Origin of the sequence: Sulfuriferula multivorans (genome assembly GCF_003851125.1) — a bacterium.
Lineage (GTDB): Bacteria > Pseudomonadota > Gammaproteobacteria > Burkholderiales > Sulfuriferulaceae > Sulfuriferula > Sulfuriferula multivorans.
In genome coordinates, this window is sequence record NZ_BGOW01000009.1 from 1 (window position 1) to 19,689 (window position 19,689).

Consider the following 19,689-nt stretch of genomic DNA (forward strand, 5'->3'; position numbering starts at 1 on the left):
ATGTCATGTCGTTGATAGGCATCAGCCATTCGCGTCCACCGCAGTTTATGTAAAAAACTATTTTAACATATCACGTGACGACACTGTCTAGTCATCAATTTGATCATCCTTAATTTATCCATAGGGTTGTCAATACTTACTCGTGCAGATGGCGTAAAGATTCAACTTGCCACCAGCCACCTTAGCAAACCCTATGCCATGCATATAATTTCAATATTAATCATCAACTTGTAAAATATTTCTGTGGCGTGACCAGTTAATTAATGTCTCCGATTCCAGACAGATTTATGACAGGATATGAGACGAGTGCGGAAACACTGGAACATTCAAAGAGTAAAACCAGGGCACTAAATTGGTGCAATCGAAATTGCTTAGGGCAATAAAATCACGGTAAGACAGCGGATACTTGAATGGAAAGAGAGAGGGCTGATTTTGTCTCTTGTTGGAGACACTAAATTCACAATATTTTTACTAATCGGACAAAATCAGAAGCCTGGCGGCTTTTATCGATGTTGCTAAATGGCGACGCGAAACCTCTTCAGCATGAATGGTTGATATAGGCCGGAGATGTAAAGCGTCTCTATGCTTCAAACAATATCAAGCAGTCTCAAGCGCATAACCCGATCCCAGGGTGAAATTGTGCAGGCCGGATTTTGGTTCTACTGGATAAGCAGGTTTCGGGAAACCGATTGCTATCCAATATACCCCTAATGAATCATCGGTTTTTCGCAAATTCGACCAGCTGAAACTCCCCGCTCCACTTGCCGCGCTGATAATCAATGAAAAGATATTTAGGAACAAACGCGGAAGATTTTTTAATCGGAAAATCGGTCAGCGGCGTTTCTCCCTCCCCTAGATCACTGATGCGACAAGCCTTTGTCATCACGGGACGGAAACGTACTTTCATCTGTGGAGTGACGAATACAAATTTATCCGGATTGACATCGCCTAGTCTGAACCGGACAGCTTTACGTATCAGGCAGCTAAACAACAACTCCATTTCAATTAGTAGCGGTGAGTCCAGTTTATTCAGCGCATTTTCAGCTGCCCTGGTCCATTCAACCAGAATACTTTTTCCCAGAATTTCAATCGTCTCCCGCATGACATCCCGCCTCTTTTTGATGTTATGAAACCTCTGGCTGTAATCGTTTAGCAGCTTGATCGGCTATCCCGCGTCCAATTCAGGCAGCGAGCGTTTCAGAGCATCCAGGCAATCTCCATCGATCGCAGTGCCGCGCTCTTTTTCCATGATGGCAATGGCTTCCGGTATGGGTATCGGTCCGCGGTAAGGGCGGTCAGCGGTAATCGCATCAAAAATATCAGCGACCGTGATAATCCGGGTTTCGAGGGGGATGCGCGCGGCGGTCAGCCCACGCGGATAGCCTTTACCATCAAGGCGTTCATGGTGTGCGCCAGCGACAAAAGACAACTCCGAAAAAATGCGCATACGCGCCAGAATTTGTTCAGAGTGCGCGGCATGCGATTTTACCTGCTCCCATTCATCTGCATCCAGCTTGCCCGGTTTATCCAGTACGGCATTACTCACACCCAGCTTGCCAATGTCATGCAGCAGCGCACCCCGGCGCAGCCATCTCTGCCGTGCTTCAGGGAGCCCCATGGCATTTGCCACGGCCGATGTGTACGCTGCAACCCGGCTGCTATGCCCATAGGTATAAGGACTTTTCGCATCGATGACCTGGGCGAATGCTTCGGCTATGGTATCCAGGCGGTCTTCATCAATCCTGATCACTCTGGATTCTGGCTCCAGCAGGCTGACTTTTTGCTGCAAGCCGTCGTCGGTCAAACCGCTCCAGAAATCATGCTGTTTCTCGACCTCATTGAAAGCATTCACCACATCAGGATCAAACCACGAACCCGAACGTTTGCCGACTTCCTCCAATGCAAGCGCTGCGCCGCCAGCGGAATGGAATACATCGACGACTTGCGACAGCAAAGCGATTCGGGCATTGAGGGGGATTTGCGGACCCATCAGTCGGGCAGGTTTGCCGTGGCCGTTCCAGTGTTCGTCCAGACAGCGGATGCCTGCTGCCACCTCATCGTCGAAACCAAGCTGGCGAGCAATGCTGGCGCCTCGCTCACAACGCGTAGCAACCAGTTCGGTGGCGAACTCATTGCCATTCTGGGCCAGATTCATAATGCGGGTAACCCGCTCATGCAGAGATTTCCCAATGCCTGCATGGGAAAGTACGAATCGCCCCAGATGCATCAGGCTGTCTGAATCGACCTGCTTGAAGTCGCGTTTGATCAGGCGTTCATCCGCACCGTAGAGTTCGAACAAACGTGCGGCATTACTGCTGCAACCCGCATCCTTGAGCAGAATGGTGTAATAGAGGTGCGACAGCTCCTGGCTGTCCATACCCATGCGCTGGCCCACATGCATGCCAACCCAGCAACTGCGCAGGCTATGCCCGGCAGGCAAACCTTCGGTCAGATCAAGGGCATAGCTGAGCGAGCCGATAATCGCGGAAAGCGAAATCTGCTCGACGACTGTTGATTGAAGCGCATAGATAGAACCCATAATATTGAGTTTCGGTTGTATTCCACAAAACTTTACCGGAAAACCGGCCTCTATCAGCGAGTGCCCGATGCTCGCCTGGTTCGAAACTCAACTGCAGCCGTTATACTCGTACCTGTTTTTAATTTTCAGCGTGCTTGATCCCATTCACTACATCAGCATTTATATGAAGGAAAATTTTCCATGAAAACCAGAGCCGCAGTCGCATGGAAGGCCGGACAACCACTGACGATCGAGGAGGTGGAGCTGGGTGGCCCACGCGCCGGTGAGGCGCTGGTGGAAATCAAGGCCACCGGTATTTGCCATACCGATTACTACACTTTGTCCGGCGCCGATCCGGAAGGCATTTTTCCGGCCATCCTCGGTCATGAGGGCGCCGGCGTGGTGGTGGACGTCGGTCCCGACGTCAAAAGCCTGAAGAAGGACGACCACGTCATCCCTCTGTACACGCCGGAATGCCGGCAGTGCAAGTTCTGCCTGTCGCAAAAGACCAATCTGTGCCAGGCCATCCGCTCCACCCAGGGGCGCGGCCTGATGCCGGATGCGACCAGCCGTTTTTCCATCGACGGCAAACCCATTTTTCACTACATGGGCACCTCCACTTTTTCCAATTACATCGTGGTACCGGAAATCGCGCTGGCAAAGATTCGCCCAGACGCACCGTTCGACAAGGTGTGCTATATCGGTTGCGGCGTGACCACGGGCGTCGGTGCGGTGATTTTTACCGCCAAGGTCGAAGCCGGCGCGAATGTGGTGGTATTCGGCCTGGGCGGGATCGGGCTGAATGTGATCCAGGCCGCGCGCATGGTGGGCGCCAACAAGATCATCGGCGTCGACATCAACCCGGCACGCGAAGCAATGGCGCGCCAATTCGGCATGACCGATTTCGTGAACCCCAAGGAAGTGGACAACGTGGTGGATCGCATCATCGCGCTGACCGACGGCGGCGCCGATTACAGCTTTGAGTGCATCGGCAATGTCACCACCATGCGTCAGGCGCTGGAATGCTGCCACAAGGGCTGGGGGCAATCCATCATCATCGGCGTGGCCGCTGGCGGCGAGGAGATCAGCACGCGCCCATTCCAGCTGGTGACCGGACGGGTCTGGAAAGGCTCCGCATTCGGCGGCGCGCGCGGGCGCACCGACGTACCCAAAATCGTCGACTGGTACATGGACGGCAAGCTCAATATCGACGATCTGATTACCCATCGCCTGACGCTGGATCAGATCAACGACGGCTTCGACCTGATGAAACGCGGCGAATCGATTCGTTCCGTTGTGATTTATTGAGACGCCGACCATGCTCGAATGCATCAGCGAACACGCCTGCTTCGGCGGCGTACAGGGTTTTTATCGCCACGACTCGACCGCCATCGGCCTGCCGATGCGCTTCTCGGTGTATCAACCGCCGCAGGCCAAGCACAGTCCGGTGCCGGTTCTGTTCTACCTGGCGGGGCTCACCTGCAGCGAGGAAACCTTCATGATCAAGGCCGGTGCGCAGCGCTTTGCAGCGCAGCACGGCATCATGCTGGTGGCGCCCGATACCAGCCCGCGCGATACCGGCATCACAGGCGCAACCGACAATTGGGATTTCGGCGAGGGCGCCGGGTTTTATCTGGATGCGACACAGGCGCCGTGGAACCAGCACTTCAATATGAACAGCTATGTTACGCAGGAACTGCGCCGGCTGATCCTCGACGCATTCCCAGCGCAGGCAGACCGCATCGGCGTGTTCGGCCATTCCATGGGCGGCCATGGTGCGCTGGTTCTGGCACTGCGCAACCCGGATATCTATCGCTCGGTGTCGGCGTTTGCACCCGTGGCTGCACCAGCGCAGTGCCCGTGGGGACAGAAAGCCTTCACCCATTATCTCGGTGCCAACCAGTCCGACTGGCAGCAATACGATGCCAGCGAACTGATGCAAAAACGCACCACACCCTTCCCGCACGGTATCCTGATCGACCAAGGGTTGAACGACAAGTTTTTGCAGGAACAGCTGCTGCCGAATGAATTTGAAGCAGCGTGCGCGGTCGCACAACAGCCGCTTACCCTGCGCCGACACGCCGGTTATGACCACAGCTATTACTTCATTGCCACATTTATCGCAGACCACCTCGCGTTCCACCAGCGCATTCTCGGGGCATAACACATGATCTCCTGGCTCAAACTGACCAGCTTCGGCGGCATCGTCGTGACCGCACCGGCAGCGGCCGCCATTACTGCCTGGCTGATGATGGGACGCGCCTGGCGGCTGGCTGGCTGGTGGTGCGTACTGTTTATCGGCGGCATGGCACTGGTGGTAGCAACGAAAATCGCATTCATCGGTTGGGGGTTGGGTATCCAGGCGCTGGATTTTACCGGTATCAGCGGCCATGCCATGCGTGCTACTGCGGTGTATCCGGTATTGTTTTATCTGGTGATGCTGCGTAGCGCACCATTGATGCGCTTGCTGGGTGCAACGGTGGGATTTGGCATATCAATCGCCATCGACGTATCGCGCGTGGTCATTCACGCACATTCGATTTCCGAAGCCGTGGCGGGCTTTGTGCTGGGCGGATTGATCAGCATTGTTTTTCTGCGCAGCGCAGCTTCGCTCAAAGCCTTTCGGGTGAGCCGTTGGGCGCTGGTGGCCGGACTCCTGGCCGTGTTTGCTTCATCCTATTTGAAACCGGTTCCTACCGAACGCTGGATTGAAGATGTGGCGCTCGCAGTATCGGGGCACGATCAGCCGTTCACTCGTATCGGCTGGAAGCCGCGTTCCGCTAACTTTCAGTCGTATTAGCATCATTCCGCCCTGCGGTCGGCAATCCGATAGGTTTGTCCGTCGGCGCATCCATAATGTTGCACAGTGCTGCGACCGGATTAGGGAACTTTCTCTCCCGCGAGTTGTTCTCACAGATACCCGCCTTGGTTCGGGCGCGAGGGTGCCTGAACCAATAATAAGTTAATAATGCCAAGCCGGAGCCTCATTGAATTTGACTTTTTTACTGCCGTTCCCCCGCTGCCGTGCGCCCGTGCTTTCCCGAACAGTCACTACTTCCAGACTGGTTTCGCGGTTCGCCTGTGTCGCTGGTTTTCTGTTCAGCTGCCTGTCTGCACCAGCGTCGGCCTTCGATTTTCAGGATGTTGCGCAACGTGCAAAACAACTTGCAAGTGAATCATTCAAGAAACCGGATGTTGCGCTGCCGCCTGAATTACGCGCGCTGGACTATGAACATTACCATCAGATCCGCTACAAGAAAGACCGTACGTTGTGGCACGACGCCAAAGTGCCTTTCAATGTGGATTTCTTTCCACCCGGCTGGCACTTCGACCAGCCGGTCAAGATCAACGAAGTCACGGCTCAAGGCGTGCGCGAAGTCCGCTTTGATCCGAATGACTTCGACTATGGAACCAACAAGATAGACCCCGGCAAATTGCGTGGCCTGGGCTTCGCCGGATTTCGCGTGCGCTTTCCCGTCAATTCGGCCACCCACAAGGATGAAGTCCTGTCCTTCCTCGGTGCAAGCTACTTTCGCGCGCTCGGCAAGGGGCAACATTATGGCCTGTCGGCACGCGGACTGGCGATTGACACCGCGCTGGGCACCGGCGAAGAATTTCCGCGCTTCGTGGAATTCTGGGTGTTGCGTCCGCAACCTTCAGATAAACAGCTGATCATCTACGGCCTGCTTGATTCGCCGCGCGCCACCGGCGCCTATCGCTTCGTGCTGCAACCGGGGGTTGATACGGTAATGGATGTGACCGCCCGCCTGTATCTGCGCAGCCCGGTCGGCAAGCTGGGTCTGGCGCCGTTGACCAGCATGTTTTATTTTGGCCGTGGACAACACCCGGACAGCGACGATTTCCGCCCGTCGGTACACGACTCTGACGGACTCTCGATCCATATGGGTAATGACGAATGGATATGGCGTCCATTGAGCAACCCCAAGCGTCTGCTGGTTACCTCGTTTGGCACGACCAACCCGTTCGGCTTCGGGCTGATGCAGCGCGAGCGCGACTTTTCCGATTACGAGGATCCGGTTTTGCGTTACGAACTTCGCCCCAGCGCGTGGGTTGAGCCCAAAGGCCAGTGGGGCGCCGGCCGCGTCGAGCTGGTGCAGATTCCTACCCCGGACGAGACCAACGACAACATCGTTGCCTACTGGGTGCCGGACAAGCAGCCCGCACCAAAAACTGCTTATGATTTTTCCTACCGCATATTGTGGCAGAAGAATAAAGATACGCGACCACCTGAGTTGTGGGTGGCACAAACATTGCATGGCAGAGGCTATACGCATGCGCCTGACGGGAGCATCTCACTGGCGATCGATTTCGCAGGCAATCCGCCACCAGACACGAACACCGCCGAGTTGAAGCCCGAGGCAATGGTATCCGTCGATGCAAACGGCAAGCTTCTGGAGCAAAAACTGATCCGCAACGATGCCACGGGCGGGTGGCGCCTCTCCTTGCGTTTGCAAAGAATCGACGCGAATAAACCAGTGGAGTTGCGCGCTTCGTTGCGCAGCGATAACAAGGGGATATCCGAAACATGGAGCTACATCTTGCCACCCGATTAAAACACTGCTTCCCTGGCCAAAGTATTTGTGAACGCTATCTGGACCGTTTGCCTTTGGCGCAGGAACGGCGCTATGAGCTGCTCACCCAGGTAGCAGAACAATATCCATGCAACCCTCAGGAAGCCATGACGGGTTTGCATACTGCGCTCGCCGGCTCCGATCACCCTGTCGATACTGACACCCCCGCGCTTGCTTCGATCTGCAGCCGACTCGCCATCAACCACAAGACCCTGCCGCTAGCGCCCGAAACCATTGCCGGACCTGCTGTGCAAGCACAAATATGTTTACCCGCCAGTCCGACAATCAGGCGCAGCACCATGGCCCCGCTACATTGGCCACCCAAGCCCAGTTTGCGGCTATTCAAGTCGCGCCAACTACGATTCAGTCAGGCTGGCAGCCATGAAGGAGAGCATCCGGCCCAGGCCGGAGCCGCGGCCCCTGGCGGCTGGCAAGCCGCCGCCACCCTGCGTCGCGTGGTATTGCTGGTATTGATCATTGCCCAGGTCTATTTTTCCACCAGCGCCATGGCAGCCGTGTTGCCCTATCATGGGCAGCAAGCGCTGGAAATTGCCATCCTGATCCTGTTCGCTATTTTGTCCGGCTGGGTTTCGGTTGGCTTCTGGACCGCGATGATGGGCTTTGTGCTGAAACTCGCGGGCGGCGATCGCTACGCGATTTCCGCCACCGGCGCCGCCGATGTGCCTATCGGCGATCAGGCGCGCACCGCGATCATCATGCCGATCTGCAACGAAAACGTGGCGCGTGTATTCGCCGGGTTGCGCGCCACCCATGAATCGCTGGCACGCAGCGGCGAGTTGCAGCACTTCGACTTCTTTATCCTCAGCGACAGCAGCAGCGCCGACAACCGCGTCGCCGAGGTCAATGCCTGGCTCGAGCTGTGCCGCGAGGTACAGGGTTTCGGACATGTGTTCTACCGCTGGCGCCAGCACCGGGTCAAGCGCAAGAGCGGCAATGTCGCCGATTTCTGCCGGCGCTGGGGCGCCAACTACCGCTACATGGTCGTGCTCGATGCCGACAGCGTGATGAGCGGCGAGTGCCTCATCAGTCTCGTGCGTTTGATGGAAGCCAACCCCGGTGCCGGCATCATCCAGTCCGCACCGCTGGTGGCCGGGCGCGATACCCTGTATGCGCGCATGCAGCAGTTCGCCAGCCGCGTGTACGGGCCGATCTTCGTGGCCGGGCTGCATTTCTGGCAACTGGGCGAATCCCATTACTGGGGACACAACGCGATCCTCCGCGTGGCGCCCTTCATGCGCCACTGCGCGCTGGGACGGCTGTCAGGGGGCGGCCCCCTGTCGGGCGAAATTCTCTCGCATGACTTCGTGGAGGCCGCGCTGATGCGGCGTGCCGGCTGGACCGTATGGATCGCCTATGACCTGCCCGGAAGTTACGAAGAAGTCCCTCCCAACCTGATCGATGAACTCAAGCGCGACCGGCGCTGGTGTCAGGGCAACCTGATGAACTTCCGGCTGCTCCTGGCAAATGGCGTGCACCCTGCGCACCGGGCGGTATTCATGACCGGGGCGGCTGCCTATGTGTCCGCTCCGCTGTGGTTCCTGTTCCTGCTCCTGTCCACCGCCCAGCTCGCCGTGCACGCCCTTGCAACGCCGGAATACTTCACCCAGCCGTTCCAGTTGTTTCCCATATGGCCGCAATGGGATCCGCAGCGTGCCATTGCGCTGTTCTCGGTCACCGCGGCATTGCTATTCCTGCCCAAAATACTCAGTGTCATGCTGATCTGGATTCAAGGTGCAAAGCATTTTGGCGGGCGGCTGCGTCTCGGTCTGAGCATGTTGATCGAGACGCTATTTTCGGCGCTGCTGGCTCCGATCCGCATGCTGTTCCATACCAGTTTCGTGCTGGCGCCATTGCTGGGGCGAGGCGTCAAATGGAAATCGCCACCGCGGGAAAATGCCGAAACCGGCTGGGGCGAAGCGCTGCGCCGTCACGGCTGGCATACGCTGCTGGGTCTGGTATGGGCTGGGGGCGTCTACTGGCTCAAGCCCTCCTACCTGCTATGGTTATTGCCTGTCGTCGGCGCGCTGATGCTCTCGATACCGATATCGGTATTCTCCAGCCGCGTGTCCCTGGGACAGCGCCTGCGCAAGATGCGTCTTTTCCTGATTCCGGAGGAGCTGAATCCCCCCGCAGAACTGCGCCAGACGCATGACTACGCCGCGCATGCCGATGCCCCGCCGGACTTCATTGATGCGGTCGTTGATCCGGCCACCAACGCCTTGATCTGCGCCACGGGCGTACCCCGTTTCCGGCAATTCCGCGTTGCAGAGAGCCGCGCAAGACTGTTGCAAAAAGCGCTCCGGGAAGGCCCGGCAGCGCTTGATGCAGGCCGCAGGATGCACTTGCTCAACGACCCCATCACGCTATCGCGCCTGCACTTCGAAGTCTGGACTTCGGAGCTGGCGCATCCGGCATGGCGCAATACCCTTTCCCAAACGACTACGGACAACCCAACATGTTCCGACGCGATTTCCTTAAAGCCAGTGCTGCAGCGCTCGGCCTAGCTGCATTTCCACCGCTGAGCCGCGCTGCCGTAGCTGGTGGTGCCCCGCTGAAAGTCCTGGGCGGGCGCCAGCATTTCGATTTTGCCGCGCTCAAGGGGCAAGCCCGGGCATTGGCCGGCAGCACCTATCATGCCCCCGGCGAGACACTGCCTGAGCGCGTACAGAAACTCGACTGGGACCAGTTCCAGGCGATCCGCTACCGCCCCGCCCATGCGTTGTGGGCAAAAGACCGCTTGCGTTTCCAGATACGATTTTTTCATCTGGGACTGTTTTTCAAAACCCCGGTGCGCATGTATGAGGTGAATGACGGCCAGGCCCAGGAAATCGCCTATGACGCGGACATGTTCGATTATGGCAAGAGCGGGCTGCAGGGGACGCACTTGCCCAAAAATCTTGGCTTCGCCGGCTTCCAGCTGTTCTACCATACCGACGATAAGCGCGACATCGCCGCCTTTCTGGGCGCGAGTTATTTCCGTGCCGTCGGCGCCGAGATGCAGTACGGCCAGTCGGCGCGCGGCCTGGCCATCGACAGCGGCATGGCGCGCAGCGAAGAGTTCCCGCGTTTCACCGCCTTCTGGTTTGAACAACCCGAACCGGAATCGGACATGCTTACGGTCTACGCGTTGATGGATTCCCCCAGTATTTCCGGCGCCTATCGTTTCGTCATTCATCCGGCAGCGCGGATGATCATGGATGTCGATGCGGCACTGTACCCACGCAAACCGATCGAGCGGCTGGGCGTGGCGCCGCTGACCAGCATGTTCCTGTATGGCGAGAACGATCATCGCATCAACAACGACTGGCGGCCGGAGATCCACGATAGCGACGGACTGGCGATATGGCGCGGAAACGGCGAATGGATCTGGCGGCCGCTGACCAATCCGGCGACCCTGCGTTTCAACGCCTACGCCGACGACAACCCGCGCGGCTTCGGGCTGCTCCAGCGCGACCGCAATTTCGACCACTACCAGGACGACGGCGCTTACTACGAGCGCCGCCCCAGCGTGTGGATCGAACCGCGCTCGAACTGGGGCAAAGGCTCGATTCAGCTGGTCGAATTACCGGCGGTGGACGAGACTTCGGACAACATTGTCGCATTCTGGAATCCGGCCCAACCAACTCAGGCCGGTCAGGAGTTGCTGTTCGCCTATCGCCTCTACTGGGGCGCGAAACCGCCCTTCGCATCGCCGCTCGCCCGAGTGGTCGCCACCCGTACCGGTCAGGGCGGCATTGTCGGGCAGAAGCGCAAATATTTTTCCTGGCGCTTCGTGATCGATTTCGCCGGCGGTGAACTCCCCATGCTCGGCAAAGATACGGTAATCGAAGCGGTGATCACGGCTTCGCGTGGCAAAGTCGAGCTGACCTCGGTACGTTCACTCGAATCCATCCACGGATTGCGGGCAATGTTCGATCTGAAACCCACGGACACGTCGACGGACCCAATCAATCTTCGACTGTATTTGCGCGCAGACGGCCAGGCATTGAGCGAGACCTGGTTGTATCAGTGGACACCACCACAGGTGCTGCCACCATTGTGATACGCGATTTCCATGGGAATGGAAAAACTATTCAGCTATATGCGGACCGGAGCCTGTCCTTTAAATTTTTGGGCTCCATATTTTGCGGTTGATATTGACTCTAATCCACCTGCGGTAACCGTATTGATAAAACGTATTTTGTGGTTGAAATGACAAACTTGGTCGGCGGCCAAAGCGATAGTTGAGTCACGCTTGGGTTATATCACCAGGCGCGGACTGCTTGGGTAAGTCTGTAAGTCTGGTCATGCCAAGGCCCACCCCGCTGTCCCCCCGTCATCATGCCCGCAGTAGACTGTGCGCGGACATTCTCTCTCCGAGTCCCCACCCTCCCCCACCGCCACACAGCGGCGCATCATCCGGGTGGCGCCCCAGCGGGACGTCGCCCTGTCGGAGGAGCCTCCCAACGAGCCGTCATGCTCGAACGCTGAGCCTATTCAAAAACATGAGAAATGGGTGCACGTGATGGATGGGGGCGGGCGCTTTGCATTGAGCATTGCCGCAGCGGTGGGGGCGGCAAGACTGCAGCGGGTGGGGGGCGGTTGGTCAGGCACATTGGGGACGCGCTAAGCGCATAGGGCGGCTCAAAGCATGAAAAGTTGCCGTTCCGTCGCCGATAGAAATGTTTGATAGCCCCATTGACCTATAAAAATCGGGTACCCGAATAATAAAGTGGTCATGTTGAAGCGCCAATCTGTCCCTGAAAATCATACTGGTGTTGCTTCAGCGTTCACTGGGGTTCAGAAAAATAAATATTCAGGGCATCCACCTCGCGCAGAGGAGTGCGGGTGGATGCTGTTGTCATGGACAAGATTGATCCGGGCGGCATAGCGCTCGTAAAAGGGGCTAATAAAAATGAAGCTACTTCCTCACGGAAAACTTTTCTATGAACTGAGAAAACGCGTCGTTACGTGTCTCGCATTGCTTGCGACACGGTCCCCGATTCTAACCCTCGTGGTTTTTGCACTGAGCGCGCTGTTTGCTGTCGGCGAAGCATCGGCCATGACTTACACGGTGACCAATCTCGGAACGCTGAGCGGAAGTTACAGTGGCGCTTACAGCATCAACGACGCAGGTCAAGTGGTGGGGCAGTCCAATGTCGCCGCAAACACTGTCGTACATGCATTCCTGTACCAAAACGGCGCGATGACTGACCTGGGCACTTTGGGCGGAAGCAACAGCATCGCTAGCGTCATCAACAGTGTCGGTCAAGTGGTGGGGGCCTCCTATGTCGCCGGAACCAGCTTCAACCATGCATTCTTGTACCAAAACGGCGTGATGAGCGACCTGGGTACTTTGGGCGGAAGCTGGAGTGTTGCTCGCGACATCAACAGTGCCGGTCAAGTGGTGGGGAACTCCTCTGTCGCCGGAAACGCCACCTCCCATGCATTCCTGTACCAAAACGGCGCGATGACCGACCTGGGCACTTTGGGCGGAAGCAACAGCATCGCTAGCGGCATCAATAGCGCCGGTCAAGTGGTGGGGCAGTCCGATGTCGCCGGAAACACTGTCGTACATGCATTCCTATACCAAAATGGCGTGATGACCGACTTGGGCACTCTGGGCGGAAACTCGAGCTACGCTTACCGCATCAATAGTGCCGGTCAAGTGGTGGGGTCCTCCACTGTCGCCGGAAACACTGTCGTACATGCATTCCTATACCAAAATGGCGTGATGACCGACTTGGGCACTCTGGGCGGAAGCAACAGCTCCGCTTACGGCATCAATAGTGCCGGTCAAGTGGTGGGGCAGTCCGATGTCGCCGGAAACACTGTCGTACATGCATTCCTGCACCAAAATGGCGTGATGACCGACTTGGGCACTCTGGGCGGAAACGCGAGCGTCGCTTACGGCATCAACACTGCCGGCCAAGTGGTGGGAGTTAGTGGCACCGCCATATTGTGGAGCCCAATTATTTCCACTGACCCTAAAAACCTCGGCCAACCTGACTTCTGCCCTATCGGCGACCCGATCAACCAAGCGAACGGCAACAAATATCAGATCGAGAGCGACTATCTCGGTTCGGGCCTATTTCCATTGGCTTGGCAACGCTACTACAATAATGATATTCAGGTGCAGAGCGCCGCGCTGGGCGCCTATTGGCGCGGAACCTATGATCGCTCGATTTCCGTACAAAGCACGACTGCCACCGTTTACCGTCCGGACGGCAAATCGTTCAAGTTTCAGTCGAGCAGCGGCGCTTGGGTAGGCGATGCCGATGTGCCTGATCGCTTGCAACAGATTGCCACCGGCTGGACTTACACCACGGCGGACGATTCCGTCGAAACCTATGACAACACGGGGAGGCTGTTATCCATCGCCAATCGCGCTGGCCTCCAGCAAACGCTTACCTACAGCGATGGCACCACCGGCCCCAACGGCGGCTATATCCTCGATGCCAGTGGCAACCCGACTGCCACGACCTTGCCAGCAGGCCGCTTAATTCGTGTCACTGACGCCAATAGTCGTGCTCTAGTGTTTGGCTACGATGCCAGTAGTCGCATAGTCAAGATGACGGACCCGTCGGGAGGGGGCTATCTCTACACCTATGATGCCAGCAACAACCTAGCCTCCGTCACCTACCCCGACACCCGCGCGCGCACTTATCTCTACAACGAGCAAACCTACACTACAGGTACCAATCTGCCGCATGCGCTGACTGGTATTCTGGATGAGAACGCCACCCGCTTTGTCACCTTTACCTACGATACGGCGGGTCGCGCCATTTCCACTCAGCTGTCAGGCGGCGCAGAAAAATTCGCTCTGGCCTACACCATCGACGCCAACGGCAACCCCACCAGCACAGTCGTCACCGACCCCCTCGGCACCGCCCGCACCTATAACTTCAAGACCATCCTGGGGGTCGTGAAGAACACCGGCTTGACCCAACCCTGTGCCACCTGTGGTGCAACCGGTTCCAATATAACCTACGACGCCAACGGCAACGTCGCCAGCCGCACCGACTTCAACGGCAACGTCACCGCCTACACCTACGACCTCACGCGCAACCTCGAGACCAGTCGCACCGAGGCGTCCGGCACCCCCCAGGCGCGCACCATTACCACGGTCTGGGATGCCAATTTCCGCCTGCCCGACAGCATCAGCGAACCGGGCCGCGTCACCAGTTATGTATACGACAGCCACGGCAACGTCACCCAACAATCGGTTAAAGACACCGCCGCCGGCACCACCCGCACCTGGACCGCCACCTACACCTATTCCACTACAGTGCCCGGCGCCATGCTCAAGCGCATCGTCGACGGCCCGCGCAGCGACGTGGCAGACCTGACCACCAGCACCTACTACGACCCCGCCGCTACCTGCACCGGCACGGCCGTCGCCGGTTGCCGCGGCCAGTTGCAAAGCGTCACCAACGCGCTCGGCCAGGTCACCACAGTCACCGGCTACGACGCCAACGGCCGGGTGCTGAGCCTGGTCGATCCGAATGGCGTCGCCACCAGCTTCAGCTACGACCCGCGCGGGCGCCTGACCCAGCGCACGGTGGGGGCGAACAGCACCGCTTACAGTTACGACGGTGTGGGCCAGCTGATCCGCGTCACCCTCGCCGACGGCAGTCAGCTCAACTACACCTATGACGCCGCGCACCGCCTCACCGATATCACCGACAGCCTGCTCAACCGCGTCCACTACACCCTGGATGGCGCCGGCAACCGCATCAAGGAAGAGGTGTTCGATGCCAACAACACCCTCACCACCACCCAAAGCCGGGTGTTCGACAGCCTCAACCGCTTGGCGCAGGCAATCGCCTACGTCAACCCGACCACGTCCCATATCACCACCTATGGCTACGACGCCAACGGCAACCTCACCACCCGCACCGACCCGCTCAACCATACCACCGCGCTGGCCTACGACGCGCTGAACCGGCTCAGCCGGGTCACCGACGCGCTGACCGGCATCACCGCCTACGGCTATGACCCGCTCGACCAAGTCACCGGGATCACCGACCCGCGCCAGGCAGCCACCCATTACACCATCAACGCCCTCGGCGATGCGCTCCAGCAGGCCAGCCCGGATAGCGGCACCACCACGCGCAGCTTTGACGCCGCCGGCAACCTCAAAACCGTAACCGATGCGCGCGGCGTCACCGCCAGTTATACCTACGATGCGCTCAACCGCCCGAGCGGCGTGAGCTATCCCGCGGCCGGCGAGAATGTCAGCTACACCTGGGACAGCGCTGCCGGTTGCACCTACGGCATCGGGCGCCTGTGCCAGGTCAGCGATGGCGCCGGGCAGACCAGCTTTGCCTACGACGCGCAGGGCAACCTGATCCAGCAGACGCGGCTGGAGGCCGGCATCACCAGCATCACGCGCTATGGCTACGATACCGCCAACCAGCCTGCTGTCGTCATCCCTCCGACCGGCGAGACCGTCAGCCTGACCCGCAACGGCGCCGGACGCATTGCCCAGGTGGTGGCCAGCAATGGCAGCGCCAGCACGGTGCTGGCGCAACAGCTGCAATACGACGGTGCCGGCCAGGTGATTACCCAGACGCTGGGCAACGGCGTGACCCAGACCACCCATTTCGACCTGAGCGGGCAAGTCAGTGCGCAAACCGCGAACGCCGCAGTGAGCGACGCCGACGTGCCGACCCTGCCCGAATGGGGGGTGATCCTGATGGGCGGGCTGCTGCTGTTCTCCACCCTGCAGCGCCGCCCGCGCGGGCGCGGCGGTATGCCGCTGCCGCTGCTGGCGCTGTTCGGGTTGAGCCTGCTGCTGGGCGGCGCGCTCGGCGCACCCACTGCCTGGGCCGACGCCAGCCTGCAGTATGACGCGGCGGGCAACGTGATCCAGCGCAGCACCGCGCTGGGCGCCACCACCTATACTTACGATGCGATGGACCGGCTCAACAGCGAAGCCGGCCCGGCCAAAACCCAGAGCTTCAGCTACGACGCCAACGGCAACCGCCTCTCTGATGGCATGGGCAGCTACACTTATCCGGCCGCCAGCAACCGAATGAGCACGCGTCTGGGCAGCCCCGTCACCCACGACGCCGCCGGGCATCTCACCAGTGACGGCAGCGGCAAGACTTATGTCTACAACCAGGCCGGACAACTGAGCCAGGTGAAACAGGGCGCGACGCTGATCGCCACTTACTATTACAACTACCTGGGTGAGCGCAGCCGCAAGGTCACCACCGCCGCCGCGCCGCAGGGCGCGCAGACGGTGCTGTATCATTACGACCAGCAAAGCCACCTGATCGCCGAGACCAGCGGTAGCGGTGCGCCGCTGCGCACCTATGTGTGGCGCGACGAGGCGCCGCTGGCGCAGATCGAGTATGTGCCGAGCCGCCGGATTCTGTATTATGAGCTGGACCAGACCCACACTCCGCGCGCGGCCACGGACGCCACCGGCAAGGTGGTGTGGCGCTGGGAGAGTGACGCCTTCGGCAGCAGCGCTGCCAATGAAGACCCGGACGGGGATGGGGTGAAGACCACGGTGAACTTGCGGTTCCCGGGGCAATATTACGATCAGGAAAGCGGGCTGCATTACAACATGGCGCGGGACTATGATCCGCGGGTGGGGCGGTATGTGCAAAGTGATCCGGTTGGGTTGGCGGGGGGGATCAATACTTATGCGTACGCGAATCAGAATCCGCTAAGTTATGTTGATCCGACAGGTGAGTTTGGACTCCCTCTAGCATTAGGCGTGGCCGCTGCTTTTTATTTTGGAATCGATCAATACAGTTCCATCCAGCAAGCAAAGTGGAAATTTGACGATCTCAGGCAACTTCAAAAGATCAAGAATGCACAATTAGGAGCTTGCCTCAATTATCCGCAAGGAGGTGCATGTGGTGCTATGCAGCAAACAGAAAAGGCCATTAATCAATGTGCGCGCGAAACCGTGCCTGTTGCTAGCGAAGCAGGCTATTCTTGGTTGCCATCTCCTTCTGATAAAGCAATTGACGTGCTTAAGAAATGGGCTAAGTAAATGAGACCGATCAGGTACTTGATAGCACTTCAGGTGTTCGGGTTGATCGTGCACCTGTTCTTGGTGATTGGACTAGTTGCGATTGGATACTTTGATTTTTTGGGTATGACTTCCACTGCTGAATCGTCTGCGCAATTATTAAAAAATATGGCTCCTACAGGTGATGGAGTGATTAACCAAATATCATCTGAAACAATTAATGCAGCAGCTTCGTTATTGTCTGTCATTAAAACTTTCGCCATATCGGCGATGGTTTCGTTCGTGGCGCACGCTGTAGCCTACTGGCGCTGCATTCGCAACACGCAGGAAATCAACAGGGTCGTCTCGCTTGATTCTGGGAAACCCCGTGGATAGGCTCCTTTGAAACCGCCTATGTTGAATACATGCCACCACTTATGAAGCGCAGCCAAGGCTTTACCCTCATTGAAATTGCCGTTGTGCTGATTATCATCACTCTCTTATCAGGCGGCCTGATTTCATTTTTCAATATCCAGCTTACCAACCAACGCATTACCTCTACCAAAGCGAATGAAGCCGCCATTAAAGTTGCGCTTACAAATTTCATTGCACAAAACAATCGTCTACCTTGCCCCGCGATTCCAGCTTTAGCGCCAGGTGCGGTAGGTTATGGCCGGGAAGCGACGGCAACGGCTAGCGCTTGTACCGGGCTGACTCCCAATGGTTACGGGCATTGTTCCATGGATTAGCCTGGGGATCTCGTCTGACGCGGCCAGCGATGGATACTACAATCGGTTTACCTACCAAGTGGTCCTGGCCGCCACCAGCACGAGTTTGACGTCACAGACGGTGGCTGCAATTAGTGGGGCGATTTCGCTTCATAGCAGTGGTCCGGGAGTTCTTGGGGCACCGCCTACAGGCAATCAAGTCAACGACTGTGGGAGCAGCACATGCAAGGTGGTCGCAATACTTGTTTCGCATGGGCGAAACGGCTATGGCGCATTCAGCGCTCAAGGGATTCAACAGACGGCGGCTATCGGCCCGGATGAGCTGGAAAATACCAATGGGGATAGTCTTTTCGTAGTGAAGGATTTCTCTGACTCGCCCACCAATCCCTATGACGATATAGTTCTGGCGCTGACGCCGAATGACTTGCTCACCCCGTTGATTCAAGGAGGTGTGCTCAAAGATTCCCATGCCGTGTTAAATGACGATTTCGAAGCGAGCAAAACGGCAATTATTTCATACGCCATTTCGAATCGAAGCGCGCCTGCCTCGCCTCCTCCGGCATATATTTACCCTTTGCCCGCATCCTGGACCCCTCCCAATGACCCTTGGATTACACCAATACAATATGTGCCTCTCACAACCCAAATTTCGACTAGTTCACCACCGGGCGATGCCTTTTCATTAAGATCAGCCGGACCGGACGGTGTTCTTAACACGAGTGACGACATTGTCGTGACCATTTCAATTGATGAAGCCCTGGCGCTTATTGCCCGACTATCCTGATTCTAGACATACGCCTATGCTGAAATTCATACAAAATCTTCTCAGCTTAAATATTGCGCTTACCGGCAAGGCGCGTTCGCTTCAGGCTTACGATGAAGCGCTTGACCTCTATGGCTCGAAGGATTTCCAGAAAGCTTTGCCCCTCATGAAGGAATCCGCAGAACTGGGTCATATCGATGCCATGTCGCTTTTAGGCTCGATGCTATTGCTAGGCCAAGGCACCAGAGAGGACGGGAAACAGGCTGAAATCTGGTTGCAGTATGTCGGATGATGCAATGGGACGACACATGTTCATCGCGCTACTACCGACCCAGCGTAACCAGCGATCAACGCACGTACCGAAGAACTACAGCGTGGATATATCAACACTGACGCGGTGGGTCGAGTTGGGCGAGATTTAACCTGATTTCAATCACAAAATACGGATACCATAAATTTTCAGAACAGTACCAAAGCGCCATCGTGAAACAGCAGCGTGGGCAGCCTTTTCCCGTGTCTTTCTTCCACCTCGATGCGAGACACTGCGGCGCTACCCACCTGGATGCGGTAAGCATTGTGCGCAGGCATGCCCAGCACCCCGGACAGCAACATGCGGATCACGCCGGCATGGCATACCACCAGCAGGTGCTCGCCGGAATGCGCATCGAGCATGGCTTGCCAGCCGGCGGTGACACGGGCATGAAAATCCGCCAGCAACTCCGCACCCGCCGGACGATGCGCTACCGGATCGCACCTGAAGTCGAACAGCAAGTCGGGATGACGGGCGGTGAGTTGTGCAGAGGTCTGGCCTTCCCAGACACCGAAGGTCACCTCCTTGAAACGTGCTTCCACGCTGACCGGAATACCGCGCTTTTCCGCCAGTGCCTCGGCAAAAGCCTGACAGCGGCTGAGCGGCGAGGTGATGATGTGTTGCCATTGCGCATAATCCCCCACTGCTTTCCACATCTGCGCCCAGCCTTTTTCCGACAGCGGGTCGTCGGTCTGGCCACGGTATTTGCGGCCGCCCACTGGCTCGCCGTGCCGGATCAAATCAATAGTAGTCAACATGACAGCTCCCAAAACAAAGCGCGATTATAACGGCTCAATCGCGCTAAAAT

15 protein-coding genes are annotated in these 19,689 nt (G+C 57.5%); 12 read left to right on the plus strand and 3 right to left on the minus strand.

What is annotated here, in order from left to right:
• Positions 1-715: 715 nt before the first annotated feature.
• Together EI185_RS05500 and EI185_RS05505 are read right to left on the minus strand one after the other, a co-directional pair.
• Positions 716-1,102, minus strand: a complete 387-nt coding sequence (locus EI185_RS05500; protein WP_124704129.1) for a hypothetical protein — start codon at positions 1,100-1,102, stop codon at positions 716-718.
• A 63-nt stretch (positions 1,103-1,165) separates the two neighbouring features.
• On the minus strand, positions 1,166-2,539 hold the full coding sequence (locus EI185_RS05505; RefSeq protein ID WP_124704130.1) for an HD-GYP domain-containing protein: 1,374 nt from the start codon (positions 2,537-2,539) through the stop codon (positions 1,166-1,168).
• A gap of 180 nt (positions 2,540-2,719) precedes the next feature.
• Between EI185_RS05505 and EI185_RS05510 the strand changes: the two genes are divergently transcribed.
• The 12 genes from EI185_RS05510 (at position 2,720) to EI185_RS05565 (ending at position 18,863) form a co-directional block, all read left to right on the plus strand.
• Positions 2,720-3,826: an S-(hydroxymethyl)glutathione dehydrogenase/class III alcohol dehydrogenase gene (locus EI185_RS05510; protein WP_124704131.1), complete on the plus strand. Its 1,107-nt coding sequence runs from the start codon at positions 2,720-2,722 to the stop codon at positions 3,824-3,826.
• Between the two features lie 10 nt (positions 3,827-3,836).
• Positions 3,837-4,682 (plus strand): S-formylglutathione hydrolase, encoded by an 846-nt coding sequence (fghA, locus tag EI185_RS05515; protein ID WP_124704132.1) that lies wholly within the window; start codon positions 3,837-3,839, stop codon positions 4,680-4,682.
• A 3-nt stretch (positions 4,683-4,685) separates the two neighbouring features.
• A complete protein-coding gene (locus EI185_RS05520) occupies positions 4,686-5,318 on the plus strand; it encodes a phosphatase PAP2 family protein (protein WP_124704133.1) in 633 nt (210 codons plus the stop codon).
• Between the two features lie 232 nt (positions 5,319-5,550).
• Complete coding sequence (locus tag EI185_RS05525; protein ID WP_223247691.1) at positions 5,551-7,092, plus strand: glucan biosynthesis protein G; 1,542 nt, start codon at positions 5,551-5,553, stop codon at positions 7,090-7,092.
• Positions 7,065-9,635: a glucans biosynthesis glucosyltransferase MdoH gene (gene mdoH, locus EI185_RS05530; RefSeq protein WP_124704134.1), complete on the plus strand. Its 2,571-nt coding sequence runs from the start codon at positions 7,065-7,067 to the stop codon at positions 9,633-9,635. Before EI185_RS05525 ends, mdoH begins: the two co-directional genes overlap by 28 nt.
• A complete protein-coding gene (locus tag EI185_RS05535) occupies positions 9,587-11,173 on the plus strand; it encodes an OpgD/OpgG family glucan biosynthesis protein (RefSeq protein WP_124704135.1) in 1,587 nt (528 codons plus the stop codon). The genes mdoH and EI185_RS05535 overlap by 49 nt, the downstream gene beginning before the upstream one ends.
• Before the next feature lie 294 nt (positions 11,174-11,467).
• Positions 11,468-11,740 (plus strand): hypothetical protein, encoded by a 273-nt coding sequence (locus tag EI185_RS05540; RefSeq protein WP_124704136.1) that lies wholly within the window; start codon positions 11,468-11,470, stop codon positions 11,738-11,740.
• 384 nt (positions 11,741-12,124) lie between these two features.
• On the plus strand, positions 12,125-17,122 hold the full coding sequence (locus EI185_RS05545) for an IPTL-CTERM sorting domain-containing protein (protein WP_189836300.1): 4,998 nt from the start codon (positions 12,125-12,127) through the stop codon (positions 17,120-17,122).
• Positions 17,123-17,140: 18 nt separating this feature from the next.
• A complete protein-coding gene (locus EI185_RS05550) occupies positions 17,141-17,476 on the plus strand; it encodes a hypothetical protein (protein ID WP_124704138.1) in 336 nt (111 codons plus the stop codon).
• A gap of 41 nt (positions 17,477-17,517) precedes the next feature.
• Positions 17,518-17,829 (plus strand): type II secretion system protein, encoded by a 312-nt coding sequence (locus EI185_RS05555; protein WP_189836301.1) that lies wholly within the window; start codon positions 17,518-17,520, stop codon positions 17,827-17,829.
• 208 nt (positions 17,830-18,037) lie between these two features.
• The gene (locus tag EI185_RS05560; RefSeq protein ID WP_124704140.1) at positions 18,038-18,592 is read left to right on the plus strand and encodes a hypothetical protein; all 555 of its coding nucleotides are present in this window, start codon (positions 18,038-18,040) and stop codon (positions 18,590-18,592) included.
• A 16-nt stretch (positions 18,593-18,608) separates the two neighbouring features.
• A complete protein-coding gene (locus EI185_RS05565) occupies positions 18,609-18,863 on the plus strand; it encodes a hypothetical protein (protein WP_124704141.1) in 255 nt (84 codons plus the stop codon).
• A 167-nt stretch (positions 18,864-19,030) separates the two neighbouring features.
• Here EI185_RS05565 and EI185_RS05570 read toward each other — a convergent pair whose 3' ends face one another.
• A complete protein-coding gene (locus tag EI185_RS05570) occupies positions 19,031-19,639 on the minus strand; it encodes a histidine phosphatase family protein (RefSeq protein ID WP_124704142.1) in 609 nt (202 codons plus the stop codon).
• Positions 19,640-19,689: the final 50 nt, after the last annotated feature.

Coding starts and splice junctions, on each gene's coding strand:
- EI185_RS05505 (WP_124704130.1), bottom strand. CDS start 2,539: ATGGGTTCTATCTATGCGCTTCAATCAACAGTCGTCGAGCAGATTTCG.
- EI185_RS05535 (WP_124704135.1), top strand. CDS start 9,587: ATGTTCCGACGCGATTTCCTTAAAGCCAGTGCTGCAGCGCTCGGCCTA.
- mdoH (WP_124704134.1), top strand. CDS start 7,065: ATGGAGCTACATCTTGCCACCCGATTAAAACACTGCTTCCCTGGCCAA.
- EI185_RS05500 (WP_124704129.1), bottom strand. CDS start 1,102: ATGCGGGAGACGATTGAAATTCTGGGAAAAAGTATTCTGGTTGAATGG.
- EI185_RS05565 (WP_124704141.1), top strand. CDS start 18,609: ATGCTGAAATTCATACAAAATCTTCTCAGCTTAAATATTGCGCTTACC.
- EI185_RS05570 (WP_124704142.1), bottom strand. CDS start 19,639: ATGTTGACTACTATTGATTTGATCCGGCACGGCGAGCCAGTGGGCGGC.
- EI185_RS05520 (WP_124704133.1), top strand. CDS start 4,686: ATGATCTCCTGGCTCAAACTGACCAGCTTCGGCGGCATCGTCGTGACC.
- EI185_RS05510 (WP_124704131.1), top strand. CDS start 2,720: ATGAAAACCAGAGCCGCAGTCGCATGGAAGGCCGGACAACCACTGACG.
- EI185_RS05555 (WP_189836301.1), top strand. CDS start 17,518: ATGAAGCGCAGCCAAGGCTTTACCCTCATTGAAATTGCCGTTGTGCTG.
- fghA (WP_124704132.1), top strand. CDS start 3,837: ATGCTCGAATGCATCAGCGAACACGCCTGCTTCGGCGGCGTACAGGGT.